Annotated in this window: 30 protein-coding genes; 26 read left to right on the forward strand and 4 right to left on the reverse strand. The window is 43.0% G+C overall.

The genetic code is table 11. The features are described 5' to 3' along the window. The first annotated feature begins 1 nt into the window (after position 1). The 15 genes from ACRYKC_RS12190 to ACRYKC_RS12260 all read left to right on the forward strand — a co-directional run bounded on the left by ACRYKC_RS12190 (position 2) and on the right by ACRYKC_RS12260 (position 11,690). On the forward strand, positions 2-1,366 hold the full coding sequence (locus tag ACRYKC_RS12190) for an ethanolamine ammonia-lyase subunit EutB (RefSeq protein WP_433807003.1): 1,365 nt from the start codon (positions 2-4) through the stop codon (positions 1,364-1,366). 12 nt (positions 1,367-1,378) lie between these two features. Continuing rightward, positions 1,379-2,347 carry an ethanolamine ammonia-lyase subunit EutC gene (gene eutC, locus ACRYKC_RS12195; RefSeq protein WP_433807004.1) on the forward strand — a complete coding sequence of 323 codons (969 nt, stop codon included), beginning with the start codon at positions 1,379-1,381 and terminating at the stop codon, positions 2,345-2,347. 9 nt (positions 2,348-2,356) lie between these two features. Further along, the gene (gene eutL / locus ACRYKC_RS12200; RefSeq protein ID WP_433807005.1) at positions 2,357-3,010 is read left to right on the forward strand and encodes an ethanolamine utilization microcompartment protein EutL; all 654 of its coding nucleotides are present in this window, start codon (positions 2,357-2,359) and stop codon (positions 3,008-3,010) included. A gap of 21 nt (positions 3,011-3,031) precedes the next feature. Next, positions 3,032-4,552, forward strand: a complete 1,521-nt coding sequence (locus tag ACRYKC_RS12205; protein WP_433807006.1) for an aldehyde dehydrogenase family protein — start codon at positions 3,032-3,034, stop codon at positions 4,550-4,552. Positions 4,553-4,574: 22 nt separating this feature from the next. After that, complete coding sequence (locus ACRYKC_RS12210) at positions 4,575-4,865, forward strand: BMC domain-containing protein (protein ID WP_085028730.1); 291 nt, start codon at positions 4,575-4,577, stop codon at positions 4,863-4,865. Positions 4,866-4,913: 48 nt separating this feature from the next. Beyond that, positions 4,914-5,570 (forward strand): phosphate propanoyltransferase, encoded by a 657-nt coding sequence (locus ACRYKC_RS12215; RefSeq protein ID WP_433807007.1) that lies wholly within the window; start codon positions 4,914-4,916, stop codon positions 5,568-5,570. Then, a complete protein-coding gene (locus tag ACRYKC_RS12220; RefSeq protein WP_433807008.1) occupies positions 5,563-6,195 on the forward strand; it encodes a hypothetical protein in 633 nt (210 codons plus the stop codon). The genes ACRYKC_RS12215 and ACRYKC_RS12220 overlap by 8 nt, the downstream gene beginning before the upstream one ends. 12 nt (positions 6,196-6,207) lie before the next feature. Beyond that, complete coding sequence (locus ACRYKC_RS12225; RefSeq protein ID WP_433807009.1) at positions 6,208-6,492, forward strand: EutN/CcmL family microcompartment protein; 285 nt, start codon at positions 6,208-6,210, stop codon at positions 6,490-6,492. After that, a complete protein-coding gene (locus ACRYKC_RS12230; RefSeq protein WP_433807010.1) occupies positions 6,485-6,892 on the forward strand; it encodes a BMC domain-containing protein in 408 nt (135 codons plus the stop codon). The genes ACRYKC_RS12225 and ACRYKC_RS12230 overlap by 8 nt, the downstream gene beginning before the upstream one ends. Positions 6,893-6,907: 15 nt before the next feature. Beyond that, a complete protein-coding gene (gene mdh / locus ACRYKC_RS12235) occupies positions 6,908-7,861 on the forward strand; it encodes a malate dehydrogenase (RefSeq protein WP_433807011.1) in 954 nt (317 codons plus the stop codon). 306 nt (positions 7,862-8,167) lie between these two features. Further along, the gene (locus tag ACRYKC_RS12240; protein WP_433807012.1) at positions 8,168-8,329 is read left to right on the forward strand and encodes a hypothetical protein; all 162 of its coding nucleotides are present in this window, start codon (positions 8,168-8,170) and stop codon (positions 8,327-8,329) included. A 153-nt stretch (positions 8,330-8,482) separates the two neighbouring features. Next, entirely contained in the window at positions 8,483-9,175 is a 693-nt protein-coding gene (locus tag ACRYKC_RS12245) for a response regulator transcription factor (protein WP_433807013.1), read from the forward strand. Further along, positions 9,172-10,524: a sensor histidine kinase gene (locus ACRYKC_RS12250; RefSeq protein ID WP_433807014.1), complete on the forward strand. Its 1,353-nt coding sequence runs from the start codon at positions 9,172-9,174 to the stop codon at positions 10,522-10,524. The genes ACRYKC_RS12245 and ACRYKC_RS12250 overlap by 4 nt, the downstream gene beginning before the upstream one ends. 44 nt (positions 10,525-10,568) lie before the next feature. Beyond that, complete coding sequence (locus ACRYKC_RS12255) at positions 10,569-11,075, forward strand: PepSY domain-containing protein (protein WP_433807015.1); 507 nt, start codon at positions 10,569-10,571, stop codon at positions 11,073-11,075. Positions 11,076-11,165: 90 nt separating this feature from the next. After that, complete coding sequence (locus ACRYKC_RS12260) at positions 11,166-11,690, forward strand: PepSY domain-containing protein (RefSeq protein ID WP_433807016.1); 525 nt, start codon at positions 11,166-11,168, stop codon at positions 11,688-11,690. Positions 11,691-11,747: 57 nt separating this feature from the next. On the opposite strand, the gene ACRYKC_RS12265 is transcribed toward ACRYKC_RS12260, so the two are convergent. Further along, positions 11,748-12,251: a hypothetical protein gene (locus ACRYKC_RS12265; RefSeq protein WP_433807017.1), complete on the reverse strand. Its 504-nt coding sequence runs from the start codon at positions 12,249-12,251 to the stop codon at positions 11,748-11,750. Positions 12,252-12,452: 201 nt separating this feature from the next. Between ACRYKC_RS12265 and ACRYKC_RS12270 the strand changes: the two genes are divergently transcribed. The 4 genes from ACRYKC_RS12270 (at position 12,453) to ACRYKC_RS12285 (ending at position 16,218) form a co-directional block, all read left to right on the forward strand. Beyond that, on the forward strand, positions 12,453-12,824 hold the full coding sequence (locus ACRYKC_RS12270) for a hypothetical protein (protein WP_433807018.1): 372 nt from the start codon (positions 12,453-12,455) through the stop codon (positions 12,822-12,824). A 191-nt stretch (positions 12,825-13,015) separates the two neighbouring features. Next, positions 13,016-13,882 (forward strand): MurR/RpiR family transcriptional regulator, encoded by an 867-nt coding sequence (locus tag ACRYKC_RS12275; protein ID WP_433807019.1) that lies wholly within the window; start codon positions 13,016-13,018, stop codon positions 13,880-13,882. Then, positions 13,879-14,769 carry an N-acetylmuramic acid 6-phosphate etherase gene (gene murQ, locus ACRYKC_RS12280; RefSeq protein WP_433807020.1) on the forward strand — a complete coding sequence of 297 codons (891 nt, stop codon included), beginning with the start codon at positions 13,879-13,881 and terminating at the stop codon, positions 14,767-14,769. The genes ACRYKC_RS12275 and murQ overlap by 4 nt, the downstream gene beginning before the upstream one ends. Positions 14,770-14,784: 15 nt before the next feature. Beyond that, entirely contained in the window at positions 14,785-16,218 is a 1,434-nt protein-coding gene (locus tag ACRYKC_RS12285; protein ID WP_433807021.1) for a PTS transporter subunit EIIC, read from the forward strand. A gap of 119 nt (positions 16,219-16,337) precedes the next feature. Here ACRYKC_RS12285 and ACRYKC_RS12290 read toward each other — a convergent pair whose 3' ends face one another. Beyond that, complete coding sequence (locus tag ACRYKC_RS12290) at positions 16,338-16,760, reverse strand: VOC family protein (protein ID WP_433807022.1); 423 nt, start codon at positions 16,758-16,760, stop codon at positions 16,338-16,340. 188 nt (positions 16,761-16,948) lie between these two features. After that, a complete protein-coding gene (locus ACRYKC_RS12295) occupies positions 16,949-17,875 on the reverse strand; it encodes a prenyltransferase (protein WP_433807023.1) in 927 nt (308 codons plus the stop codon). 206 nt (positions 17,876-18,081) lie between these two features. Between ACRYKC_RS12295 and ACRYKC_RS12300 the strand changes: the two genes are divergently transcribed. From ACRYKC_RS12300 to ACRYKC_RS12315, 4 genes are all read left to right on the forward strand, one after another. Continuing rightward, on the forward strand, positions 18,082-18,795 hold the full coding sequence (locus ACRYKC_RS12300) for a hypothetical protein (RefSeq protein ID WP_433807024.1): 714 nt from the start codon (positions 18,082-18,084) through the stop codon (positions 18,793-18,795). A gap of 244 nt (positions 18,796-19,039) precedes the next feature. Further along, complete coding sequence (locus tag ACRYKC_RS12305) at positions 19,040-19,792, forward strand: SDR family NAD(P)-dependent oxidoreductase (protein WP_433807025.1); 753 nt, start codon at positions 19,040-19,042, stop codon at positions 19,790-19,792. Between the two features lie 20 nt (positions 19,793-19,812). Next, positions 19,813-21,444 (forward strand): long-chain-fatty-acid--CoA ligase, encoded by a 1,632-nt coding sequence (locus tag ACRYKC_RS12310; RefSeq protein ID WP_433807026.1) that lies wholly within the window; start codon positions 19,813-19,815, stop codon positions 21,442-21,444. A gap of 13 nt (positions 21,445-21,457) precedes the next feature. Next, positions 21,458-22,432 (forward strand): phosphotriesterase family protein, encoded by a 975-nt coding sequence (locus ACRYKC_RS12315; RefSeq protein WP_433807027.1) that lies wholly within the window; start codon positions 21,458-21,460, stop codon positions 22,430-22,432. Between the two features lie 151 nt (positions 22,433-22,583). On the opposite strand, the gene ACRYKC_RS12320 is transcribed toward ACRYKC_RS12315, so the two are convergent. Then, positions 22,584-23,036 (reverse strand): hypothetical protein, encoded by a 453-nt coding sequence (locus ACRYKC_RS12320; RefSeq protein ID WP_433807028.1) that lies wholly within the window; start codon positions 23,034-23,036, stop codon positions 22,584-22,586. Between the two features lie 146 nt (positions 23,037-23,182). Between ACRYKC_RS12320 and gloA2 the strand changes: the two genes are divergently transcribed. From gloA2 to ACRYKC_RS12335, 3 genes are all read left to right on the forward strand, one after another. Continuing rightward, on the forward strand, positions 23,183-23,569 hold the full coding sequence (gene gloA2, locus ACRYKC_RS12325; RefSeq protein WP_433807029.1) for an SMU1112c/YaeR family gloxylase I-like metalloprotein: 387 nt from the start codon (positions 23,183-23,185) through the stop codon (positions 23,567-23,569). A gap of 165 nt (positions 23,570-23,734) precedes the next feature. Beyond that, positions 23,735-24,397: a carboxylesterase family protein gene (locus ACRYKC_RS12330; RefSeq protein ID WP_433807030.1), complete on the forward strand. Its 663-nt coding sequence runs from the start codon at positions 23,735-23,737 to the stop codon at positions 24,395-24,397. 438 nt (positions 24,398-24,835) lie between these two features. Beyond that, positions 24,836-25,804 (forward strand): LacI family DNA-binding transcriptional regulator, encoded by a 969-nt coding sequence (locus ACRYKC_RS12335; RefSeq protein WP_433807031.1) that lies wholly within the window; start codon positions 24,836-24,838, stop codon positions 25,802-25,804. The last annotated feature ends 17 nt before the right edge of the window (positions 25,805-25,821 follow it).

The following is a 25,821-nucleotide window of genomic DNA, read 5'->3' on the forward strand; positions in this document are numbered from 1 at the left end:
AGTGAATTTAACTACAACACATTTAGATCACACGTATCAATTTTCTTCTCTCACATCGCTTTTTGCAAAAGCCAATGAAGAAAAATCGGGCGACCGGCTAGCGGGGATTGCGGCAGAAAGCGTCCAGGAAAGAATTGCAGCCAAAACCGTTCTCAGCGAATTGTTGCTGAAGGATATTAGAGAGAATCCGATGCTTGCTCCAGAAGATGATGAGGTCTCACGTATCATTGATGGACAAATCAATGAGCCTGTTTATAAAGAAATTAAAAACTGGAGTGTGGCGGAGCTTAGAGAATACATTCTTTCCAGCGATACATCAGGAGAAGACCTTAAAAGACTCAGCAGAGGATTAAATAGTGAAATGATTGCGGCTGTAACAAAAATCATGTCCAACTTGGATTTAGTTTTTGCGGCGAACAAATTGGAAGTCGTAACTAAATGCAATATTTCCATCGGCCAGAAAGGTACCCTGGCTTCAAGACTACAACCGAACCACCCAACTGATCGGGTAGACGGAATGATGGCTTCATTAAAAGAAGGTCTCTCTTATGGAATAGGAGATGCGGTGATCGGAATCAATCCAGTTGAAGAGTCAGTCGAAAGTGTGAAGAGGCTCTTACACGCAACGAAAGATTTTATGGAAGAGTGGAAAGTTCCCGCACAAAACTGCGTACTGGCCCACGTTACAGCTCAAATGAAAGCCATTGAGCAAGGAGCCCCTGCGGATATGATTTTCCAAAGTATTGCCGGAACAGAAACAGCAAACCGATCCTTTGGTATTGATGCTGCCATTCTCGAAGAAGCAAACGAACTTGCAAAAGTGAAAGGAACAGGTACCGGTCCTCAGCGCCTATATTTTGAAACGGGTCAGGGATCAGAATTATCCGCAGAAGCCCATCATGGCATCGACCAACTGACGCTTGAGGCTAGAAATTATGGGTTTGCAAAATACTATGATCCTTTCATTGTCAATACGGTAGTCGGGTTTATTGGTCCAGAGTACCTTTACAACAACAAACAAGTGATCCGCGCAGGGCTTGAGGATCATTTCATGGGTAAGATGCATCTGATCCCGATGGGTGTAGACATCTGCTATACAAACCATATGAAAACCGATCAAAACGATATAGAAGATTTAGGAGTCTTGCTATCTACCGCTGGCGTCAACTTTATCATTGCTACCCCCATGGGGGATGACTGCATGTTGAATTACCAGTCCATGAGTTATCACGATGTAGCGACTCTAAGAGAAACGTTTGGAAAGAAGCCTTCTCCTGAATTTGAAAACTGGCTTGAGATCATGGGAATTATGGAAAACGGGAAGCTGACCTCCCGTGCTGGAGATCCAACGATATTCACTCGATAGGAGGTGATGCGAATGGATAAAGAAATGATTGAAAAGGTAACTCGCCTGGTCATGGAAAAAATGAATGATCCAAAAAAAGATCACCAGCCCACAACTTCTGGTGTGAAAATCTGGGACCACACGTCTTCCGATAAGGGTTACAAAACGATTGAATCAACGACAGATACAGAGGCTCATATAGAAGGAAAAGCTATTTTATCAAAGTTTCCAACTCAACAAGAGTCTAAACCTACTCGTTCAGAGACAAAAACTAAATCTTCCGCTCAGAAAGAGGATAGTGAGGATATACAAGAATTGAAGAGTAAGACACCCGCAAGAATTGGTGTTGGTCGAGCGGGAGTCAGACCGAAGACGAACACATGGCTTCAATTCCGTTACGATCACGCAGCTGCAGTTGATGCCGTTTATGGAACTGTCGACCGCAGTTTGTTAGAGGATTTGGATTTGTTTGTTGTGAATACAAAGGTCAGTGACCAAGAAACATACATTCGCAGGCCTGACTATGGCAGGAAGCTTTCCGATGAAGCGAAAGAAAAAATCCAAGAAGCTTGCAAGAAAAATCCTCAAGTCCAAATCATCGTTTCTGATGGCCTCAGTTCCAAAGCCATTGATGAAAATCTGGAGGATGTGTACCTATCGCTCCAGCAGTCTTTGAAAAGTCTCGGCCTTGATGTCGGTACGTCCTTCTTTATAGAAAAAGGCCGTGTGGCTGCTATGGACGATGTCGGAGAAGAGTTAAAGCCTGAGGTGATTGTGTACTTAATTGGTGAACGTCCAGGGCTTATCAGTGCGGAATCGATGAGCGCCTATCTTTGTTACAAGCCGAGAAAGGGGACGATCGAATCTCAGCGTCAAGTCGTTTCCAATATTCACCGAGGAGGCATTCCACCAGTGGAAGCGGGAGCCTACTTAGGCGGCGTCATAGAAAAAATACTAGATTACGAGGCAAGCGGCGTCGAGCTTGTGAAAAAGGAAGGGTAGGAATAAGAAATGAAGTTAGAGCCTATATATGCCGAGATTCTTTCTGTCCGTATCATTCCAAACGTAGATCCTATGTTAGCTAAGCAGTTTAATTTAAGTTCATCTCAAAGAAGTCTTGGCCTTTTTACGATAACGATGGACGATGTCGGCGTCACGGCGCTTGATGAAGCTACTAAGAAAGCAGACGTGGAAGTGGCATATGCTCACTCGTTTTATGCCGGTGCTGACCATTCCTCTGGTCCCTTATCCGGTGAATTCATGGGTGTCGTTGCAGGGCCGGATCCAGATGAAGTGAAGAGTGCCATGGAAGTCATTCACCAGGTTGTCGATGGCCAAGCTTATTTTGAAGCACTTGATGATGAACAATCACATAGCTTATATGCTCACGTCGTTTCAAGAACTGGATCCTTTTTATCCAAAGAAGCAGGTGTAGAACAAGGAGGAGCGATTGCTTATCTGATTGCTCCACCGCTTGAAGCTACCTACGCATTGGATGCGGCACTAAAAGCTTCAGATGTTGAACTAGCCTGCTTTTATGGTCCTCCAACGGAAACAAACTTTGGAGGAGGGCTGCTCACTGGTTCTCAATCCTCCTGTATGGCGGCGGCGGATGCGTTTCGTCAAGCCGTGATTGATGTAGCCAGTCATCCTGTTCGGAGTTAAAGAGAAGGGAGTGTAATTTTAGTGGAATTTGATCACGATTTACAATCGATGCAAGAAATGAGAACAGCTGTAAAGAAGGCTAACGCTGCACAAAAGAAATATGAAGCTTTTTCTCAGGAAAAAGTTGATCGGGTAGTCGCAGCTGTAGCTGAAGCTGCTTATGACAAATCGAAATATTTAGCAGAATTGGCTGTAGAAGAAACGTCTATGGGTGTAGTCGAACATAAAACAATTAAAAATCAAGTTGGTTCAAAAGATGTTTATGAATCCATTAAAAATGACAAAACCGTAGGGGCTATTCATGAAGATCCAGCAAATAAAATTACGGAATTTGCCTATCCCTTTGGGGTTGTAGCAGGAATTATCCCAACTACGAATCCAACGTCTACGGCGATCTTTAAAACATTGATTTCTTTGAAAACAAGGAACGGGATTGTCGTAAGTCCTCACCCATCTGCTGTGAAGTGTACAGTTGAAGCCCTAAAGATCTGTCATGACGCAGCGGTTCAAGCGGGGGCTCCTGAAGGGATTGTCGGGTGGATCTCGAAGCCATCGATGCCAGCGACCACAGAGCTAATTAAACACAGGGATGTACATGTTATTTTAGCCACCGGAGGAGGAGGACTTGTCCGAGCGGCTTATAGTTCAGGAAAGCCAGCCTATGGGGTAGGCCCCGGAAATGTTCCTGTCTACTTAGAGAAATCTTGTAATGTGAAAAAGGCTGTCAAGATGGTCGTGGACAGTAAAACGTTTGATAACGGAACTATTTGTGCTACTGAACAAGCGATCGTTATCGATCAAAATATTAAAGAGATGGCCGTTCGCGAATTAAAAAATAATGGGGCCTATTTCCTTGAAGGTGCTGAAAAAGAAAAAGTAGCCCGACTCATTTCTCCGGCTCCAGGGAAACTGAATCCGAAAATCGTCGGACGCCCGGCTAGGAAAATAGCCGAAATGGCTGGGGTGGATGTACCACCAGCTACAAGGCTTTTAATTGCAGAAGAGAATCAAGTAGGAAAAGATGTTCCTTTCTCTCTTGAAAAACTATCTCCGATCTTTGCTTTATATACGGTTGACAACGTAGATCAAGCGAAAGAGCAGTGCATAGAGCTTCTGGATTTAGGTGGCCGTGGACACAGTTTATCGATTCACACAAATGACGACCAGATTGCAAGGATGTTCGGTGAGGAGATGCCGGTCTCAAGACTAATGGTTAATACGCTTTCAAGTATTGGGGCAGTCGGTGCAACGACAAACTTGAAGCCATCGCTGACTCTTGGGTGCGGGTCATACGGAGGTAACATCACCTCTGATAATATTACGACCCGTCACTTGATTAATATTAAAAGACTAGCTTATGGAGTGAAGGAAGTGGAGATTCCTAAACCATCCGCTTCCACACAAAACGTGAAAGAGAACCACAAGGAAGAAAATGATGTCGAAAAAGTAATATCAGAAGTATTGAAAAAAGTAGATACGGATGAAGTTGATGCTCAAACGGTATCTGCAATAGTAAGTAAAGTACTACAAAAATATCAATAAAAAATCTTAGGAGGAATATATTATGGCACTTAATGGCGCATTAGGAATGATCGAAACAAAAGGTTTAGTAGCATCTGTAGAGGCAGCGGACGCAATGGTGAAGGCAGCAAATGTTAACTTAGTCGGAAAAATTCATGTAGGTGGAGGGATTGTTACGATCTTAGTTAGTGGTGATGTAGGGGCGGTAAAAGCTGCTACAGAATCTGGAAGTGCAGCCGCTCAAAGAGTCGGAGAGCTTCTATCCGTACACGTTATCCCTCGTCCACACAATGAACTCGAGAGCATTTTACCTAAAATCGACGCAGCCCAATAACAACATCGTTTACTCCTAAAGAGTAAGTGAGGAAAGTGAGGGAACAAAATGGGTCGAGATCATTTAGAATCGATTGTAGAAGAAGTTATGAAGCAAATGTCAGAGAAAAACACGTCTAGCGAGGTCCCAATCGGGGTCTCCGCTAGACATTGTCATTTAAATAAAGAGAGTCTAGAAGTTCTATTTGGAAAGGGGTATGAATTGAGTGAGAAGGCTCCGTTATCTCAGCCTGGACAATTTGCAGCCAATGAAACGGTTACCATAGCTGGGCCGAGAGGAAGCATCTCAAAGGTTAGGATATTAGGACCGCTCAGGTCAGCCGCTCAAGTGGAAGTAAGTCAAACGGATGCTTTTAAAGTAGGACTGAAACCACCGATTAGACAATCCGGTGATATAGAGAAATCCAGCCCGGTAACCATTATTGGACCAAAGGGAAGCATTTATTTAGAAGAAGGTTTAATTATCGCTCAAGCTCATATTCACATGAGCCCTCAGGATGCTGACAACTATAAGGTGAAAGATGGGGATGTCGTCGAAGTCACAGTGAAAAACCCGCAGCGTGAAGTCAGTTTTTCAAAGACGATCATTCGCGTCTCGGAAAAATACCAGTTAGAAATGCATATTGATACAGACGAAGCGAATGCTGGATCCATTAGGACTGGAGAAAAAGGGACGCTAAAAAAGGTGGAGCCCTCTTATGTATGATCAACAGCTCATTGAAGAAATTGTAGCTGAGATATTAAAGGAGAAAAAGGTTCTCCGAGAGAAGAAAAAACCCGTTCTTCATGTGATTCATACGGATGGCCACAAAGACGAGCTTATCGAAAAGTTGGAATCGAGCTGGTCACTGGATTGGGTAGATCCGACTTCCTTTGATGGATCTGAGAGTATTTCTCAAGCCGTTTTTCCTCATGTAGATCAAGATTTGTTTGTAAAAAGTGCTCTAGGAATAACGGATACTCCGGAAAGCGATAGTTTTGCAAAATTGATGCGCAATGGTGTAGCCATTCACTTTATTCTGGACCGTTCTATGGAATGGATTCACACTCAGCCAGAGAAGGTACCTACTCCGTATTTGCGCAAAATGCGAGAATATGAAAAAGAATTGCGATCTTATCATGTTTCCATTTTGAAATCAGATGAAGTTCCACCACCTCCAAACAAAAAGTCCGATTCACCTTTTTATTTTAATGGAAAGCTACTGAATCAGGAAGAGATCAACAAGTGGCCGTACAGTGACATTCACATCTCACAGAAAACCATTATTACTCCTCTAGCGAGGGACACAGCAAGAGAAGCCAATATCTCCATTAGTATTGAGGAGTCGTAGGGGGTTGGAATCATGATTGTAGGCGAAGTGATTGGGAATATATGGGCAACAAGAAAGGAAGACGGTCTGGTCGGACTAAAGTTTTTAGTAGTGAAGCCAGATCGTTCGGATAATACTCCTGAAGCACCGACCTTCGTAGCGGTTGACCGTATCGGAGCAGGTGTAGGAGACAAGGTAATGGTGACAAAAGGTAGTGCAAGCTCTCATCTTCAAGATGGGCCTGCTATTCCCATTGATGCCTTGATTATTGGAATTGTAGATTCAGTCGAAGTAGAAAGGAGTGGATCGAATGGCTAAAGCTTTAGGAATGATTGAAACAAGAGGACTGGTTGGTTCGATTGAAGCAGCTGACGCGATGGTAAAAGCAGCCAATGTGACTCTCGTCAAACAGGAGAAAATCGATGCTGCCCTAGTAACAGTTCTTGTAGAAGGTGATGTAAGTGCTGTTCAAGCTGCTGTTGATGCAGGGAAAGAAGCGGTCAACCGTGTAGGAGAACTCGTAGGATATCACGTCATTCCTCATCCAGACGAGGGTACGGGAGTTATTTTACAAAAAGACGGTAAAGAAAGTGTGAACACGGATACGAAATCGAGTGAATCCAAACCTAAACCAAAGGCAGCACCTGCAAGAAGAAAGAAAACTCCTTCATCCAATGCTGCAAAAGAAGAGAATCAACAAGAAAGCGAAGCGAATTAATTAGGAGGAATGAGCATGTCATTCAAGAGAAATAAATTCGCTGTTGTTGGAGCTGGCTATACCGGCACAACAGCCGCTCTTATGATTGCACAAAAAGAACTAGGTGACGTGGTCTTGGTAGACATCCTGTCCATGAAGAATCCGACAAAAGGAAAAGCGCTGGATATGTTAGAAGCAAGTCCTGTGCAGAAATTTGATTCGAACATCACCGGGACCTCCGATTATAAGGATATTCAAGATGCAGATATGGTTATCATTACAGCGGGAATTCCAAGAAAACCTGGGATGAGCCGTGATGAATTAGTAGAAACAAATGCGAAAATCATGAAGGATGTCTCTGAAAATGTGAAAAAGTATGCACCAAACAGTTATATCCTAGTATTGAGTAACCCGGTAGATGCTATGACTTACGTGTGCTATAAAACAACTGGTTTTCCAAAGAACCGAGTCATCGGCCAATCAGGTGTCCTGGACACATCTCGTTTTAATACGTTTGTATCACAGGAGTTAGGTGTTTCTGTGGAAGATGTGTCTGGTTTCGTTCTGGGAGGACACGGGGACAGCATGGTTCCCCTTGTACGCTACTCTTATGCGGGTGGAATCCCATTAGATAAACTATTATCAGAAGATCAGCTGAACGATATTGTGGAACGCACCCGTAAAGGTGGCGGAGAAATCGTCAATCTTCTAGGACAAGGAAGTGCTTACTATGCACCAGCCGCTTCCCTTGTTCAAATGGCAGAGGCGATTGTCAAAGATAAGAAGAGAATTCTTCCTTCCATTGCTTATTTGGAAGGAGAATACGGTTATGAAGATATTTATCTAGGTGTTCCGACGATCCTGGGTGGAAACGGGATTGAGAGTGTTATAGAGCTGCCTTTGAAGGATGAGGAAAAAGCGGCTTTGGATCAATCTGCGGCTGCTGTTAAGGATGTATTAAGTCCGCTTAAGGAGACTGTTACTCTATAAATAGTTTAAAATTTTGTAATGGTCGAAATAGCCATATATTAAAATAAAAGTCTAGTAGAAAGAATGAAATAAAAAAAGCCTGTTTCTTAAGCTGAGGTCAGCTAGAATCAGGTTTTTTTGTTCGTTAAAATGACTACGATAACAGAAGATGAATCGAATTATTTGCAATATTCGACAACTTTCAACATAATATCTTAATAGAGGCTACCATAACTAGCCTCCTTACGAAAAAACATCTGATAAATTTTGACATCTAAGATTAGTATCCGGCAGAATTAACTATTAAAAGAAAGTAGGGGAAAATCTATGAAGTCGAGAGAAGATTTAAATGCTTTAATGGACCAAAGAGATGAGCTCGTAATGGAAAACAAGCAACTCAAAGAGCAGTTGGAAGAAGAACGTAATAAAGTTTCATTGTTGGAAAAAGAGTTAGATGAAAGTAAAAAAGAAACTACGAACTTAGGTTAAGGTATTGTAGTAGAAAGATAGGCCAAATTCTCTTCAAGGAGCTAAGAGAATTTGGCTTTTTTATTTTATTAATCCCTGGATATATAAGAATGAAAAATCTTCCACAGCTGTGCTAGACTATCGGTAAACGATACGAACGAATGAGGGATGACGATGAGTAAGCCATCAATCTTAGTGGTCGAAGACGAAGAAAAAATCGCTCGAGTGCTTGAACTCGAGCTTGAATATGAAGGATACAGTGTCGTCAAAGCTCTCGACGGCTTAGAAGGAATGCAGCAATTCCGTGAACAAACGTGGGATCTGATATTGTTGGATGTCATGCTTCCTGAGATGAGCGGGGTGGACCTTTTACGACGGATTCGTTCAGTTGGTGATCAAACACCAGTCATTATGCTGACGGCGAAAGATGGGCTGGAGGATAAAGTGGAAGGGCTCGATCTTGGTGCGAATGATTATGTCACGAAGCCGTTTCAAATTGAAGAACTATTGGCGAGGATTCGCGCTGCATTACGGACAAAGGCTGCTCCACCAGCAGATGATGATAAAACGATGCGCTTAGCTGACCTAACTGTGAACGAAGGAACACATGAAGTTTTTCGAGGGGAGGAGCCGATCAAGCTTACGGCGAAGGAGTTTTCCTTGCTTGCTTATTTCATGCAAAATCAACGTCAGGTTTTAAACCGTGAACAACTGCTCGATCACGTCTGGGGATATGACTATTACGGAGACACCAACATTGTCGATGTGTATGTGCGATATTTACGAAACAAAATGGACAAAGGCTACGAACCCCAGCTTCTACATACGGTCAGAGGCGTCGGTTATGTATTGAAGGATCCGCGATGAAGCTGACGAATAAGATTCATGTGTTCACGACGGTGTTGTTTGTCATCCTGCTTATCTTGATTAACGTGGCGATTTATTTTTCTTTCAAAAACATTATGTTCAATACCGAGCTCAAGCAAGCCAAGCAAGAGGCAGAACAGGTACTAGCGGGTGTCAGTGAGAACCAGAGTGCTGCCGCAACCCAGGACTTGCTTCGGGCTTACGTGCCTCCTGGCGGGATGCTTAAGATTGTACTGGAAAATAACGAGTCAGACGCGACCGTGACGGCTGGTAATGAGCAGGATCTGGTTGAACAAGAGACTCATTTTTACCAGAAGGAAATTACAGAAGTCCGCGCAATTGACGACTCGCCTTATGCTTTTGTGGCGCTTCCGATTGTCTGGACGGACGGTGAAGTGGCGTCTTTGCAAATGATCGAGTCTATGGAGGCAGAAGCAGAGAATTTGGAGTTATTAAGGATTGTCTTACTCGTTGTGACGCTTCTTGCGATCATTCCGTTGTTTATTTCTGCGAGGTTATTGAGCAACTTGATAACAAAGCCGATTACCTCGCTGATTCAGACGATGAATCATATCCGAGGGAGCGGCCAGTTTCAACGAATAGAGACACCAAAGCAATCTAAGGATGAGCTCTATCAGATGACAGAGGCCTTCAACCAGATGATCGATCAATTGGAGGCCAACTATGATCGGCAGGAGCAGTTTGTATCGAACGCTTCTCATGAACTGAAGACACCTCTGACAGTTATTGAGTCATACTCAAGTTTATTGAAGCGGCGTGGCAAGAACGACGAAGCTCTTTTTAAGGAATCCGTCGAAGCGATTCAATCCGAAGCGGAACGGATGCGTGAGCTGACCCAGCAGCTTCTACTTTTGGCGAAACAGGATGAGCACTGGAATATGGAATGGGAGAATTACTCCTTATCTGAGATCCTGCAATCTACGATCAATGCATTTGAAAAAGCCTATGAGCGTGAAGTCGTGTTTGAAGTTACCAATGGCTTACAAGTAAAGACTGATGAGCATAAGCTGAAGCAGCTGCTTTATATTTTTATGGATAATGCCCGGAAGTACAGTGATTCGCCAATTGACGTTCGGATGGACAGAGTCGGTGATAAGGCAAGGATTGTTATTACCGACCATGGTATTGGCATTTCCAGAGCTCATTTTGAAAAAGTGTTCGACCGATTCTATCAAGTGGATGAAGCGAGGTCCCGAAGATCAGGAGGGTTTGGTCTAGGGCTTTCTTTAGCTAAAGAGTTAGCTCAAGTCCTTGGCGCAGAGATTCAATTAGATAGTGAAATAGGACAGGGAACTTCTGCAACGATTCTTTTATCGCCTTCTCAGTAAATTCTCATAATCCTTTTGTAAACTGGAGGGAGAGGTGACGAACGATGAAATACAAAGTGATAATCGCTATAGCGACTGGCCTCGTCCTCCTCTTCTTAGGATGGCAGGGAGTTCGGTTGTGGACGGGTGAAGACAGCGTATCGGCGGATGAAGTCCGTCAAAAAGTTGAAAAGCAATACAACGGTAAAATTACAAGCATCGAACCAGGTGATGATAGCTACATTGTGGCAATGACCCTCGAAACAGGTGAATATCGGTTAGAGGTTTCCGAGGAAAACGGAAGCATCATTAGTTTTGAACATGTGGAAAGGGGGACTCCTGAAGACGCCCCTTCTAGAGAATCAGAACAGCCGGCCGAGCCGATGACAGAAGAACAAGCAAGAGAAGTCGCTTTGGAACGTGTATCCGGCAATGTGGACGATATCGATTACGAGTCATCGGATGACGGTGCTTACTTTTTAGTAGAAGTTGAACGAGAGGATGGAAGTGAAGCGACCGTTCAAGTGAATGCCATTACCGGGGAAGTTATGTCTGTCAGCTGGGATGATTAATTTTCTCATCAAATTCTCATTTTTCTCTCCTTTGATTCTCATTTTGTCTGTGTAATCTATAGATAGAATCAAACATAAGGAGGAACTACAATGAAGAAAAAATTAATCATAGGCGGTATTACAGGAGCGATTGTTTTAGGTGGAGCGTTTGGTGTAAACGCGATGACAAACAATGGTGATGACTGGAACGGCCAGGAGGCCAAGCTTTCTCAGGAAGATGCGGAAAAAGCGGCGAAAGAGGAAGTGCAGGGACTGACGATTGATAAGGTAGAAAAAGATCAAGAAGGGGACCGTCTCGTTTATGAAGTGGAAGGAACAACCGAAGACGGGAAAGAAGCTGATGTTGATATTGATGCGAATTCTGGTGAAGTTGTGAAGTCCGAACGCGATGATGACAATGATTCAGATGAAAAGGAAAGCAATGCCGACGTAAAGGTTTCTAAAGAAAAAGCTGAAGAAGTCGCTAAGAAAGAAGGCAAAGGTGAAGTCGTCGAGGTTGAGCTTGATGATGGTCACTATGAGGTTGAGATGAAGGATGGAAAGACAGAGTATGAAGTGAAGGTCAATGGTCAAACTGGAGAGGTAATGGAATCGAAGCAAGAGCAGGATGGTTAATTAGAGAGAAAGACTGCCTCAGCGGGCAGTCTTTTTTGTCTATTCTATTTCTTTCGTTTAGCCCTCAGAGCCAACATTCTGTTTCAATTCATTCAGACTGTCTAACGTGGGCTGCACCAATTCCTTCATTTTTTCCATATCAGGTTCGTCTTTTTTAGCCTCATCAATGAGTGGATAGAGGCTTTTTTCTATTTTTTCATATTGATCCGGAAACTGTTCCTCGACTTTCTTTTCGATACTGTCCCAGTCTTCTTCGAGAGTTTTCCCTTTTTCATTTAATGCATTTACGTCAGCGGAGTCTTCCAAGCTGGAATCCAAATCTTCAACAGAGGCAATGACGGTATCAATACCAGATGCCAGTTCGGTGTCCTGTCCTTCATTACTGCTGGTATTTTCCTCAGAAGAACCTTCAGAACTATCCGCATTTCCACTAGTGGCTTCACTGTCCTGTTCACTCGTCTGCTCTGTAGAGTCGGAGTTGTCTTGGCTTTCGGATGATCCACAGGCTCCTAAAATTAAGCCAAGAGCCAGAATGATGCTAAACAGATAATACTTCTTCATAGAAACGCCTCCTTAATTAGAATCGAATTCAAGGAAAGTGTTCCCAAAATATGCTAATTCAAACGAGGTTATTTGAACTAAAGACTATAGTAGGTCTTATGATTAATTGAGACTATTGTGTGAATGAAATCTATCTGGACCTCCTTAGAGCATTCACCATTTCTTTATGGAAGAAATACAATGTGAGCGGAGGTGATAAGGATGTGTTTTCCAAAGGATGCCATCGAGAAACATAGTTATACGATCTACGAAAAGATTCGATCACATTCTGTGTATACACCTGTGAGGCTGCTCATAGCGGGAGGACAATCAATCAACATTGATGAACAAGAGGGGCCATGTGAACTCGATTCTTCTGGTTTAATTACAGAAATCACTTTACAGGACGAGAGTGGAAAACTGTACACTGTAGAACCAAGTGAAAATGGTTTGAAGTTTGCGAAAGGTGAAATCAATTACGGAGAGTATCTTAACAAACAAAAAAGCGAGTCCAGGAATGGCGTTTTGATTCTATTAACTTCTATCAGTGTTTTCCCTCTAATCGGCTGGGTTCTAATCAGCCAGTTGAGTTAATGGACTTGTGATTTTCTTTTATAAGATTGGTTCCTTAAAGGAAGGCGCTGGAGTGTCTTCCTTTTTTTATGAGGCTTATTTCATTATTTGATATTTTATTTCAAAAAACTCTATTCTATCGATTTTTTATTTCAGTAGAGTTATACTCTGTGTAAGCGCTTAAGACACATACTCAATTGAGGTGTATAACGATGAACGGAGTTATGTATCGAGTAAGAGAATCTGTAACGAAAGTCAATCCAGCCGAACAAGTGGTGGCGCGTTATATTTTAGACCACCCTGAAGAGATCGTTTCCATGTCGATCCAGCAAGTAGCCACGGCTAGCTACTCCAGCGCCTCTGCGGTATTACGATATTGTAAGGCTCTTGGTTATGAGGGGTTTAAGGATTTTAAGCTGAAACTGGCTGGAGACTTGTCTATTGAAGGCATGCACGAGGTTGAAAAAGAACAACTTGAGCCTAAAGATTCATTGGAAAACATTATGTCAGTCATTACGAACAATAACATCCAATCGCTGCACAACAGTTTGCAGCTCATTAATATAGAAGAACTGGAAAAGGCTTATCGATATATTTTACAAGCGAACAAAGTGGACCTGTACGGTGTAGGTTCCAGTTATTTGATCGCATCGGATGCGGTTCAAAAGTTTATGAGAATTAATAAAACGTGTACGGCTTATAGCGATTTTCATATGCAGCGCGTATCGGCCGTGAACTTAGGACCTGAGGACGTAGCGATCGCGATTTCCTACTCGGGTGAAACGAAGCAGGTAATCGACTGTGTTCAAATTGCTAAAAGTCAGGGAGCCAAAATCATCGTCATTACGAAATATGCCGATACTGCAATCAGCTCTCTTGCCGATGCCGTCCTTTTTGTAGCCGCCAAAGAAGATGAATTTCGCAGTGCCGCGATGAGTTCACGAATGTCGACGCTGAACGTCATAGATATTTTATACACAGCCTGTGCGCATGAAGAATATGAAGAAACACTTTTCCATTTGAAACGAACACACGAAATTATTCAACAAAGTGGTGAAAAAGGAGAAAACAAATCATGATTACTCATCTTACGACAGAAACGCGAAACGAACATACGATGCAGCTTGATGATATGAGCACTAAAGACTTTTTACAAGTAATGAATAAAGAAGACCAGGAAGTCCCATTAGCAGTTGAAAAAGAACTGGATTCTATTGAAGCAGCTGTACGTCTCGTTGTAGACTCCTTCAAAAATGGCGGACGTCTCATTTATATCGGAGCGGGAACTAGCGGCAGATTGGGAATTATTGATGCGGTCGAATGCCCGCCTACGTTTGGTACTGAGTTCGAAAAGGTACGCGGATTAATTGCCGGAGGAGACCGAGCAATTATGAAAGCCGTTGAAGGCGCAGAAGACGACCCTGAGCTCGGAAAAGCGGATTTACAAGAATTGCAGCTTACGAGTAAAGATACTGTTATTGGACTAGCTGCCAGCGGCCGTACCCCCTATGTGATTGGCGGTTTACAGTATGCCCAGCAGCTAGGAGCTCATACGGTATCAGTTACTTGCAATAAAGAATCGGATATCAGCCGTTTTGCTGATACAGCCATCGAAGTGGTCGTTGGCGCGGAAGTTATTACAGGCTCTACACGCTTGAAAGCGGGGACAGCACAAAAGCTTGTCGTGAATATGATCTCAACAGGAGCGATGGTTGGCATCGGCAAAGTATATGGCAACTTGATGGTTGATGTGCAGTTATCCAATCAGAAGCTGGTAGAGAGAGCGAAAAACATTATTTCATTAGCCACAGGCGTGACACGTGAAGTTGCGGAAGACTACTTGGAAAAAGCGAATCACAAGCCGAAAGTCGCTATCGTGATGATCGAAAAAAAATGCAGCAGGGATGAAGCAGAAGCAAGTTTACAAGACGCAGACGGATTTGTTCGCCAAGCTATTTGGAAATAGAAAGGTGGAAACGCGATGAACAATCAAGAACTTGCCAAAAGAATAGCTGAACATTTAGGTGGAAAAGAAAATATCGCTAGTTTTGCCAACTGTATAACCCGACTGAGAGTCAACGTTAAAGACTATTCTAAGGTCGACCTCAAAAAGATCGAGCAATTGAGTGATGTTATGGGAGTCATTGAGGATGAAACGATCCAAATTGTTCTCGGACCAGGTAAAGTGTCCAAGGTGGCGTTCGAATTTGGTGAAGTGACAGGCCTTGAAGGCGGAGATGCTGAAGAAGAGGAAGGCGACCTCGATTTAGCTGCTGATACGAAAGCTGCTTATAAAGCGAAACAAACGACCAAGCCACAGCAAATGCTGCGCCACATTGGAAATATCTTTATCCCGCTGATTCCGGGATTCGTTGCTTCAGGTCTAATTCTTGGTATCGCCAACTTGATTTTGAACCTTGCAAACCCTGAACAGGGAGTATTAAATCCAGCTATTTTGGAATCCGATTGGTATATTCTATTGAAATCTGTTGGTGCGTTGTTATTTGGAAGTCTAGGAATCTTTGTCGGAATTAATACGGCACGGGAATTTAAAGGAACGCTCGTCCTCGGTGGGATTGCCGGACTGCTTATCTACGCTCCTGTCTTAAGTGAAATTGGAACACTGCAATTATTCGGTTTAGATTTAAGTGTCAGCACAGGACTTGGTGGTCTTGTAGGTGTCATTTTAGCCGCTTATATTTTCGTTAAAATTGAACATTTTGTAAGACGCCGCATGCCAGACAGCCTGGATCTTTTGCTTACACCGCTTGTCACAATTTTAGTAGGTTCTCTGATTACCGTTGTGCTGATTCAACCATTTGCTGGTCTGATTATGGGCGGACTCACATGGTTTCTTGTTGACGTTATGCTCGAAGTTGGCGGAGTCGTTGGAGGATTTGTTCTTGCCGCTACGTTCTTGCCACTTGTAACTGTTGGTCTGCACCAGGGACTGATTCCTGTGCACCTTGAACTGATCGAAAGTATCGGGTTTACGACATTGCTTCCTGTACTAGCCATGGCCGGCGGAGGACAAGTCGGTGCTGCGATTGCAATTTATCTAAAAACCACTGATAAACGGTTGCGTAAGACCATTACAAATGCGCTGCCTGTCGGGGTTTTAGGAATTGGTGAACCACTCATTTACGGGGTTTCCCTACCGCTTGGACGTCCATTCATTACAGCGTGTCTAGGTGCTGGATTTGGAGGAGCCTTCCTCGCTCTTACCAATACGGGTGCCATCACGGTAGGACCTTCTGGAGTTTCCCTTATTCCGTTGATCGCTGAAGGAAAATACCTGACTTACATTATTGGGTTGCTGATTTCTTATGCAGGTGGTTTTGTTTTGACTTATCTGTTTGGCTTTAAGAAGGAATTAGCTGAGAAGTTGTATGAGTCAAAGGATAAAGCGGCTTGAATAAGTGAAAGGCTACCTTGCAATAAGGTAGCCTTTTTCCTATCTCCATAATGATCTTAAATAGACAGTAAACTAATTAAGTAGCTATTAATTCCGGCTGCTCTCACTAATAGCGGAAGTTAGTCCTCTATTTCCCACTCTGGATTCCAGACGACTTCCCACAGGTGACCATCTAAATCCAGGAAATGACCAGAGTATCCTCCCCAGAATGTATCTTTAGCTGGGTCCGTGATTTTTGCCCCGGCTTTTTTTGCTTCCTCCATAACCTGATCCACTTCAGTTTTACTGCTAACATTGTGGCCTATGGTAAATTCTGAGGAACTTGAAGGGGATATGGGTACATTCGCATCTTTAGCTAAACTTTTTCGTTCCCAGATAGCGAGCTTTAATCCATTCTGGAGATCAAAAAAAGCGACTGTCCCATTTTCAAATTCTTGTCCAATAATACCTTCAGTCGGAAGCCCGAGACCATTTTTATAAAATTCGAGTGACTTCTCTAGATCTTCTACACCCAAAGTCAATACTGATACGCGTGGTTTCATTCTTTTCTCCTCCTAGTTAAAAAGAATCCTTTTTCCCTATCATACCCTTTTCAAATATTATGCACTTGTAAAAAACGGACATGCATTCCGGCTCCAATCATTCAAAATGGGGTGAGAATCTAATGGAACTTCATATCGACTATATGATTTAATTTGAAAAAGTAACGTTCAGGATTCTAGAGGTTCCTTCATATACATATTCCTAACCATACAGCCGTCCCCATCGCTAGCATTAAAATCACTTTTTCATAATTCGAAACTTGCTCATGATCATCTACATCCATTTTTACGATAAGTACCATTGAAATGATTACCGTAACAAGAACTCCACCTGCAGCAACTATTCGGTCTATTCCTAGCCAGATTGCGCACAACCCTGTAAGTCCAAAATATAACAGAGCCGGCAGACGGCAAAACGCTTTACCGAATGTATCTGCTGACCACACAACGCACGTTTGTTTCATCGGAGTTGCCTGGCGATCGGCTTCCATATCGGGGATATGATGAATCATTACCCAGGCAATACAGATCAATGCATTAATAGTCGCGTTCTGCCAGGCCCATTCTGGCAGGGTGTCCAATGCCAGCCATGCCCCCGCTAGTCCAAGAAATAACACGGATGGAAAAGTGGAAAGCCATTCTCCGAGAAAAGGACGATAGCTTAGAAGCAGCGGAGGTAAGGAATAAGAAATCGCTCCCCACATCCCGATAGATAATAAGATTGCTAGCTTGAAGGATTGCGCTAATAGTAGCCCGATAACTACTATGCTTAAAATTAAAATCAATCCTTTTCCTAATTTCCACATCGTTTCAGAAGAAATGGTGCCCGTCTGAATAACACGGCTTCCTCCAGACAAAATTGCTGGGCTGTGGGTATCTGTCCCGGATTTATCGTCTATGTAATCATTCAAGATGTGAGTTAGTACACCATGGATAAGGACAGCACCAAAAATTAAAAGCATAAATATGTATGACAACTGACTGGAGGAAACATCGGAATATAAGTAAAGAGGAAGGAGGGTGGATACTATGGTCGCAACGCTTGAAGAGACAACGGCTATAAACCTCAGCAGCTGCCACCCACCCTTAATCGTAGATAGAGCATGGCTAAACATGAAAACAGCTCCTTTCTGTCAGTAATTGGTCTTTCTATAAGTCTATACCCTATTCAATAGGGTGAAAGTCTAGTTGTTTTGTGGTACGAAACTAGGATAGATTCTTCTACTTCTAGTTAAAAAGATGTGGTACGATATTAATAAATAAGCTAAAGGAACATATGTATGAGGAGGGTGTTTTTTAATATCAGGGAGGGGGCAAAAACATGAAAAAACTGTTGTTTGTCTTGGTGGCGTTTCTGTTTGTATTAGGAGCTTGTGGAAATGACTCTAGTTCGGAATCGGAAGCTGAAGGTGCGGAAACAAAAGAAGAAACTACAGCGAATGAAGACAGCCAGTCAAGTGAAGGAAGCAGCGCTGACGAAGAGAAAGGTGACACTGAAGCTACGAGTTCTGATGAAGACAAAGACACGTCGATTAGTGTTGATAAGAATTTAATGAACGTTGAAGTTACTCTTCCGAAAACATTCTTTGAAATGCAGCAAACCGATTTTGAACAAGTGAAGGCCGAGGCTGAAGCTGCCGGTGTGAAGGAAGTCGTCGATAATGGAGACGGAACGATTACTTATAAGATGTCTAAAAAGAAACATAAAGAAATGATGCAAGAGATGGAAAAGCAAATGAAAGCTTCCATCGAAGATATTAAAACCAGCGGAGACTTTCCTTCGATTAAGGATATCAAAGCCAATTCGTCTTTTTCCAAAATTACGATGACGGTCGACCAGGAAGCATACGAGAACAGTTTTGATGGATTTGCGACTATGGGCGTTGGGATGACGGGAATGTTCTTCCAGGTGTTCGATGGCGCCAATCCAGATGATTATAATGTAATGATAGAGGTCGTGAATGCAGATACTGGAGAAGTATTTGATACGATCAATTATCCGGAAGCGTTGGAGCAGATGGAAATGATGCAATAAATGAGAATGGGAGATAGCACTGTTGAGGAGGTGCTGTCTCTTTTTTTGTGTGTGAAGCAGCAGAAATGAAGTGGGGGTCAACGTAGTGAAAAAATCACCCAAAGCCCAACTCAGGATAATGTTTGAATTTTCTAAAATATTGATATATAGTGACAATAGGCAGCATATGTAAATTTTTTTCAACACTACATACCAACTAGTCAGTATATGAAAGCGTTAACAAATGAAAAAAGGAGGGAACAGAGTGAGATTAGAGGGGAAGAACGTTCTGATTACAGGGGCAGCAAGCGGGATCGGGCGCGCTACGGCGCTTCGCATGGCAGAAGAAGGAGCGGCGGTCATCGTAAGTGATCGAAATACGGATCAAGGGGCAAATGTTGCAGCGGAAATCAAAGAACAAGGGGGAAGAGCTGAGTTTTTTGAGCTCGATGTGACAAAAGAAGTGAGTGTCCAGGAAGCCGTTTCCTTTACAGAAAAAACACTGGGTTCCATCGATGTGCTATTCAACAATGCGGGAGTTGGAGGTGAAGAGAAGAAGCTCCATGAACTCTCCGAAGAAGAATGGGATACCGTAGTGGATATCAATATGAAGGGCGTGTTTTTTGGCATCAAACATGCGGCCCCGATCATGATAAAGCAAGAGAAAGGCGTCATCATCAATACCTCCAGTGTCCTTGGCTTTAAAGGAAAGAAGCGATCAGGACCTTATAACGCTTCAAAAGGTGGACTTGTTACGTTAACAAAAAATGCGGCACTGGAATATGGCCGTTACGGCATTCGCGTCAATGCGGTTGGCCCCGGTGTGATCGATACGCCGATTGTGAAACCCTGGCGTGAGGATGAGCGCAAATGGAATATCATTTCAAAAGCGAATGCGCTTGGGCGGTTAGGTCAGCCGGAAGAAGTGGCGGAAGCGGTTTTGTTTTTAGCATCAGACCAGGCTTCCTTTATTACGGGTGAAACGCTGATGGTCGATGGTGGAGGATTGACGTTTTAAATATAAGGAGGAAAACATACATGGAACGAGTTTGGAGAAAGCATTACCCAGAACATATTCAGGTCGAAGTAGACATTCCGGATATCGCGCTTACAGACGTTTTGCAGCAGTCGGTGGATCGGTTCCCGAATAATCCAGCGGTTTCGTTTTATGGACATGAAATCACCTATGAAGAGTTGAACGGCCAAGTCCACGCTTTTGCTTCCTCCCTGCAAAAAGAAGGCGTGGAAAAAGGCGATCGTGTAGCCATTATGCTTCCGAACTGTCCTCATTATGTCACGAGTTACTATGGGACTTTAAAAGCAGGGGCAGTAGTTACTCAAGTGAATCCGATGCTTGTTGAGCGTGAGCTTGCTCATATCCTAACCGATTCAGGAGCAGAGACGATTGTCATTTATGGACCTCTTTTACCCGTTCTAGAAAAAATAAAGGACCAAACGTCAATAAAAAACGTCATTGTAGTAATGTTCAACGGGAATTTTGAAGGGGCTAGCGATGAAATTGAATTTCCAGAGTTTTTGAAACAGGCAGAGGGACCTCCTAGCCCGGTGGATATTAACCCGAGTGAGGATTTAGCGGTTCTTCAATACACAGGCGGAACGACAGGTCGTTCAAAAGGGGCGATGCTTACCCACCGAAATGTTGTCGCCAATGTAGTGCAGACGAATGAATACTTTAAGGATGAAGTCGAAATGGGCAATGAGCGTTATTTGACGGTCATTCCTCTTTTCCATGTGTTTGGTATGACTTCATGTATGAATCTTTCCATCTACTCAGGTTCGAAAAATATCATACTGCCTCGTTTTGATTTAGAAGAGGTGCTGGAAACCATCAAGCGTGAGCAGCCAACCTTTTTCCCAGGCGTACCGACAATGTATGTTGCGATCAACAGTCATCCGAAAGCAGAGGAATACGGGATTGACAGCATCCGTGTGTGTAACAGCGGAAGTGCGCCGATGCCGCAGGAGTTGATGCGGAGTTTTGAAGCTAAAACAGGTGCAAAAGTGTACGAAGGGTATGGGTTATCCGAAAGTTCCCCTGTTACTCATTGCACGCCTCTTTTTGCTGAAAGAAAACCAGGCAGTGTTGGGATCGGTGTGCCATCTACAGATTATAAGATCGTCGATGTCGGAACAGGAACTGAAGAACTTCCTGTCGGTGAGGCTGGAGAAGTGGTGCTTCGCGGTCCGCAGGTCATGAAAGGGTATTGGAATATGCCAGAAGAGACTGGAGGAACACTCCGAGATGGATGGCTTTATACCGGAGACATCGGGCGAGTCGACGATGAAGGATACCTTTATATTATTGACCGGAAAAAAGACCTGATCATTGCTGGTGGATACAATATTTATCCGCGTGATGTCGAAGAAGTAATCTATGAACATGATGCGGTACAGGAAGCAGTGGTTGTTGGTGTTCCTGATGAGTACCGTGGAGAAACGGTTTGTGCCGTTATCGTATTGAAAGATGGAAAGACGGCGACAGAAGAAGAGCTGATTGCTTACTGCCGAGAGAATATGGCGTCTTATAAAGTCCCTCGTATCGTAGAGTTTGAGTCGGAGCTTCCTAAATCTAGTGTCGGTAAAATTTTGAGAAGGAAAATTCGAGATCAGAAGAATCAAGAATTCAAGTCTGTGAGAAGAGAACAATAAGGAGTGAATTTGGATGGGGATCGTAGAAACGGTACTCGGACCGGTAGATGCCAATGAACTTGGGAAAACCTTGATCCACGAGCACCTTTACTTCGGCTATCCAGGGTTTCAAGGAGACATGACACTTGGCACTTCAGATTTCGAAGAAAAGAAGCGGCAAGGGATAGAAGTGGCTCGTCTAATTCAGGAACAGGGCGTGGATACAGTTGTCGATCCAACGCCAAATGAATGCGGTAGAGATGTGAATCTATTAAAAGCGGTATCCGAGGAGACAGGCCTGAACATCATTTGCGCCACCGGTTATTACTATGAAGGCGAAGGCGCTACTCCGTACTTTAAGTTCCGCCAACAGCTTGGAACAGCTGAAGAGGAAATCTATGAACTGTTTATGGAAGAAATCACAAATGGGATCGAAGGAACCGGTATTAAGCCTGGAATTATTAAACTCGCTTCCAGTAAAGGAGAAATTACCGAGTATGAGCAAATGTTCTTCCGGGCAGCCGTTAAAGCTCAAAAAGAAACAGGGATCGTCTTGCTTACTCATACGCAGGAAGGGACGATGGGACCTGAACAAGCCATTTTTCTCATTGGACAAGGAGCCGACCCATCCAAAATTGTCATTGGCCACATGTGTGGGACAACCGATATCACCCAGCATTTAGAAACCTTAAACCAGGGCGTCTATATCGCGATGGATCGCTTCGGACTCCAGGGGATGGTCGGTGCACCGATGGACGAGGCGAGAATGACAGTTCTCATGGGATTGGTAGGGCAAGGCTATGAAAAACAGCTGTTTCTTTCTCACGATACGGTTAATGTCTGGTGGGGCAGAGACCCTGTGATTCCTGAACCAATTCAGCCACTGATGAAGAATTGGTCGCCTGATCATCTGTTTAAGCGTATTCTTCCGCAGTTGAAAGAAAGAGGGATGACGGAGGAGCAGGTTTCGCAGATGTTGGAGCGGAATGCAGGTGTGTTGTTTTCGTAATACTTACAAAGAGGCTGCCTTTGGGAGGTGGCCTTTTTTAGTGTCAGGTATCAATCTAATAAGTCGGTACCTGGCACCCAAAAAGAAGCGAAGTGGTACCAGGTACGGTGAAGTGATCACTGCGTACCTGTTACCGCAAAATAAGAGGATATCAAGGGTAGACTTCAAGTTTGTCTAGCTTACGAATGATGAGATGGATCGTGGCAAATCCGCCAAGGTACATTAAAGACGTGTAGAAGAAGTTCCACTTTTCATGATAGGACAATGTGTGTAGCAAAGTAGCAATAAATTCTACTCCTGTCATACCTAGTACAAACAGCGGATACACCCATATTGGGCTTTTCTTCTTGTAATAGAGGAAATACGTAAACCATACGGCTGATATCGTAAAAATGCCTAGATCAAGAAAGATCGTATCAATAAGTACGACATTTGAAGAGGGGGAGATGGTCCACAGGCCGATTTGGATTCCTAGCTGGTTCAAAATTAGGGCAATGAGTGCAGCGAAGGGGGCCACTGTAAAAAAGAGTTTTGGTGTCCTTTTATACACATACCCAGCTGTTAACCATGGAATCACAAATCCTAGAACAATGATCAGTAACATCTAAGTCACCTCCTTTTCAAACATCTTGCCTACAAATTGCTAGAAAATATACGTGGAAATAAAATGGAAATTGTCGAGAGCTGTCTTCCTCCTACATAGAAAGATATAGTAGTATTAAGTGATTAAGAGATAGGGAGGGCATAAACATGAAGATAAATAAAATTCATCATATAGCGATTATTTGTTCTGATTATGAGAAGTCCAAACAATTCTATGTTGAGACTCTAGGGTTTAAAGTCGTAGAAGAGACTTATAGAGAAGAAAGGGACTCGTATAAGTTAGATCTAGCAATCGGAAATGAGTATCAGATCGAGTTGTTTTCTTTTCCAGACAGACCTGAGCGACCAAGCTATCCCGAAGCGAGAGGGCTAAGGCATCTGGCATTTGAGGTGGATGATGTAGAGGGCTTTAAAAGAGAACTTGAAGAAAAAGGGATAGAGGTGGAGCCAGTAAGGGTGGACGAGATTACTGGAAAGAAGTTTACGTTCTTTAAGGACCCTGATGAACTTCCTTTAGAATTATACGAGAGTTGATCATATAGTATGGCTAGGTTAATGGCCACATTTAAAAGGTTACCAACTTTAGTCAAAATGATAAAGGGTATCAATAGAGAAGTGTTGAAGGATAGAAAGAAGTAAGATTGGATAATTACTTTTCCTATTATCTATAAACCTGCTAAACATTTGGAGGAGATTGACATGCAAAAGAAGTGCAAGTTAAAACAGAGAAGCCAAAATGAAAGACCTTTGGAATACCTTTTACACCTACCCAAGGAATATGATCAAAGTTCTAATCAAAAGTGGCCTCTTATTCTTTTCTTACATGGAAGAGGAGAAAGCGGAATAGATTTAGAGATTGTAAAAAGGCAAGGACTCCCGAAAGAAATTGAAGAAGGAGGAGAGTTTCCTTTCATTATCGCTTCCCCACAATGTTCAGAAGATTCCTTTTGGACAAAGGAATTAGACCCTTTAGAAAGGCTATTATCCGAAATTCAGGCCAACTATAACGTCGATCAATCACGGATATACTTAACCGGTCTAAGTATGGGAGGCTATGGGACGTGGCATCTGGCTGCGCGATCACCTGAGACTTTTGCAGCTATTGCGCCTGTATGTGGTGGTGGAGAAGTAGAAAAGGCAGAAACAATTAAGGATACCCCTGCCTGGGTCTTTCATGGGGATCAAGATGATATCGTTCCTATTCAAAGGTCTAAAGAGATGGTGGAAGCCATAAAAAAACACGGCGGAGATATTCATTTTACGATTTATGAGGGTGTGGGTCATGACTCATGGACCGAAACATACCGGAATCCAAAGTTATATGAGTGGTTCCTTCAGCATACAAATCGTCTAAGAGATTGAACTAAAAGAGAATAGATGGTGGCTCGGAAAAAGCGCTTTAACCCATGAAACAATTGGGTTAAGCGCTTTTCTTTATTGGTTATGGTTTGAGTAAACCTTTGGAGAGGCAAACACCTAGTTCTCCACACCTCAAATTTAAAGTCTTTTTTACGTGAAATTATCCGTGATTTTCTTCATCACACTGAAAACGCCATAACTCAAGCACATGCTTTTAAGGCTGCTGAGCTTTGTCTGAAGGCACAGGAAATGGCTGTGAGAGTAGAATAGCCAAAGATGGTAATAATTTCTCAATATTAGTACTAAACACTCAAAAAACGACAAACCATAAAAAATTCTGAAAATTATATTGTAATCGCTTTCTTTACTGGTTATAATACTATTGAAACGTTTCAATAAAACTATTAATAGTTGCCTTAGAGGTAGAGAAGAGGGAAAGAGTTGTCTACGTTAAAAGATGTTGCAAAAAAGGCTAATGTAAGTGTAGCCACTGCATCCTACGTCATGAATGATAGTAAGCTGATTACTCAGCCAACAAAAGACAAGGTGTTACTGGCAGCAAAAGAACTCGGCTATCGACCAAATAGAAACGCTAAAAATTTGAAAAAAAGCAAAACCAATATTATCGGATTTTTCTTAAGTGGATTTACAGGACCGTTCTTCAACGAAATATTAGAAGGCATCCAGGATACGGTGATTGAAAAAGGATATGAAATGGTGGTTTGTGCTTCTGATGATAAGCACCGCCTGCTCGTAGAACGATACGTAGATGGAGCCATCATCTTAAATTATCACATCAGCAATGATTTACTAAACAGTTTAGCTAGTGATAAGTTCCCAATGGTCGTATTGGACCGGGAGTTGGACAATCCATACGTCAAGGAAGTTCTCCTTCCCAACAAATTAGGGATTGACCAGTCTGTGAATCATCTCGTGGAACAAGGTCATCAGCGAATCGGTTTTATCGCTGGTTCAGAGGAGTCTTACGATGGTGAAAAGCGCTTGGAGGGATTTAAAGAATCGCTCGCAAAAAGAGGACTAACTTTTCATGAGTCTGATTTGATCCGCGCTGATTTTACAGAAATCAGCGGAATGTTCGGGATGATGGATTACCTGGATAATCATGATGAATATCCGACCGCTTTTGTGTCAGCTAACGATGAGATGGCGATGGGGGCTATCAAGGCTGTCCAACATAGAGGATTAAAAGTCCCTGAACAGATCGCATTCGTCGGTTTTGATGACATCGACTTGGCCCAATATTTTCAACCGTCCTTATCTACGGTTCGAGTACAGAAAAAATTATGGGGGCGAATAGCTGCTGAATCGATGTTCCGAATGCTCGAGAAGAAGTCTGATGTAGATGGAGAACAAATTCCTATTGAATTTGTGCCACGTTCCTCAAGCTGAAAGGGGGTGTAAGTATC

It is taken from the genome of Halobacillus sp. A1-3 (assembly GCF_050971765.1).
GTDB classification, from domain to species: domain Bacteria; phylum Bacillota; class Bacilli; order Bacillales; family Halobacillaceae; genus Halobacillus; species Halobacillus mangrovi_B.

Coding starts and splice junctions, on each gene's coding strand:
- ACRYKC_RS12245 (WP_433807013.1), top strand. CDS start 8,483: ATGAGTAAGCCATCAATCTTAGTGGTCGAAGACGAAGAAAAAATCGCT.
- ACRYKC_RS12255 (WP_433807015.1), top strand. CDS start 10,569: ATGAAATACAAAGTGATAATCGCTATAGCGACTGGCCTCGTCCTCCTC.
- ACRYKC_RS12300 (WP_433807024.1), top strand. CDS start 18,082: ATGAAAAAACTGTTGTTTGTCTTGGTGGCGTTTCTGTTTGTATTAGGA.
- ACRYKC_RS12285 (WP_433807021.1), top strand. CDS start 14,785: ATGAACAATCAAGAACTTGCCAAAAGAATAGCTGAACATTTAGGTGGA.
- eutL (WP_433807005.1), top strand. CDS start 2,357: ATGAAGTTAGAGCCTATATATGCCGAGATTCTTTCTGTCCGTATCATT.
- ACRYKC_RS12315 (WP_433807027.1), top strand. CDS start 21,458: ATGGGGATCGTAGAAACGGTACTCGGACCGGTAGATGCCAATGAACTT.
- ACRYKC_RS12225 (WP_433807009.1), top strand. CDS start 6,208: ATGATTGTAGGCGAAGTGATTGGGAATATATGGGCAACAAGAAAGGAA.
- eutC (WP_433807004.1), top strand. CDS start 1,379: ATGGATAAAGAAATGATTGAAAAGGTAACTCGCCTGGTCATGGAAAAA.
- ACRYKC_RS12210 (WP_085028730.1), top strand. CDS start 4,575: ATGGCACTTAATGGCGCATTAGGAATGATCGAAACAAAAGGTTTAGTA.
- ACRYKC_RS12330 (WP_433807030.1), top strand. CDS start 23,735: ATGCAAAAGAAGTGCAAGTTAAAACAGAGAAGCCAAAATGAAAGACCT.
- mdh (WP_433807011.1), top strand. CDS start 6,908: ATGTCATTCAAGAGAAATAAATTCGCTGTTGTTGGAGCTGGCTATACC.
- ACRYKC_RS12240 (WP_433807012.1), top strand. CDS start 8,168: ATGAAGTCGAGAGAAGATTTAAATGCTTTAATGGACCAAAGAGATGAG.
- ACRYKC_RS12260 (WP_433807016.1), top strand. CDS start 11,166: ATGAAGAAAAAATTAATCATAGGCGGTATTACAGGAGCGATTGTTTTA.
- murQ (WP_433807020.1), top strand. CDS start 13,879: ATGATTACTCATCTTACGACAGAAACGCGAAACGAACATACGATGCAG.
- gloA2 (WP_433807029.1), top strand. CDS start 23,183: ATGAAGATAAATAAAATTCATCATATAGCGATTATTTGTTCTGATTAT.
- ACRYKC_RS12275 (WP_433807019.1), top strand. CDS start 13,016: ATGAACGGAGTTATGTATCGAGTAAGAGAATCTGTAACGAAAGTCAAT.
- ACRYKC_RS12265 (WP_433807017.1), bottom strand. CDS start 12,251: ATGAAGAAGTATTATCTGTTTAGCATCATTCTGGCTCTTGGCTTAATT.
- ACRYKC_RS12310 (WP_433807026.1), top strand. CDS start 19,813: ATGGAACGAGTTTGGAGAAAGCATTACCCAGAACATATTCAGGTCGAA.
- ACRYKC_RS12270 (WP_433807018.1), top strand. CDS start 12,453: ATGTGTTTTCCAAAGGATGCCATCGAGAAACATAGTTATACGATCTAC.
- ACRYKC_RS12230 (WP_433807010.1), top strand. CDS start 6,485: ATGGCTAAAGCTTTAGGAATGATTGAAACAAGAGGACTGGTTGGTTCG.
- ACRYKC_RS12250 (WP_433807014.1), top strand. CDS start 9,172: ATGAAGCTGACGAATAAGATTCATGTGTTCACGACGGTGTTGTTTGTC.
- ACRYKC_RS12320 (WP_433807028.1), bottom strand. CDS start 23,036: ATGTTACTGATCATTGTTCTAGGATTTGTGATTCCATGGTTAACAGCT.
- ACRYKC_RS12290 (WP_433807022.1), bottom strand. CDS start 16,760: ATGAAACCACGCGTATCAGTATTGACTTTGGGTGTAGAAGATCTAGAG.
- ACRYKC_RS12220 (WP_433807008.1), top strand. CDS start 5,563: ATGTATGATCAACAGCTCATTGAAGAAATTGTAGCTGAGATATTAAAG.
- ACRYKC_RS12295 (WP_433807023.1), bottom strand. CDS start 17,875: ATGTTTAGCCATGCTCTATCTACGATTAAGGGTGGGTGGCAGCTGCTG.
- ACRYKC_RS12215 (WP_433807007.1), top strand. CDS start 4,914: ATGGGTCGAGATCATTTAGAATCGATTGTAGAAGAAGTTATGAAGCAA.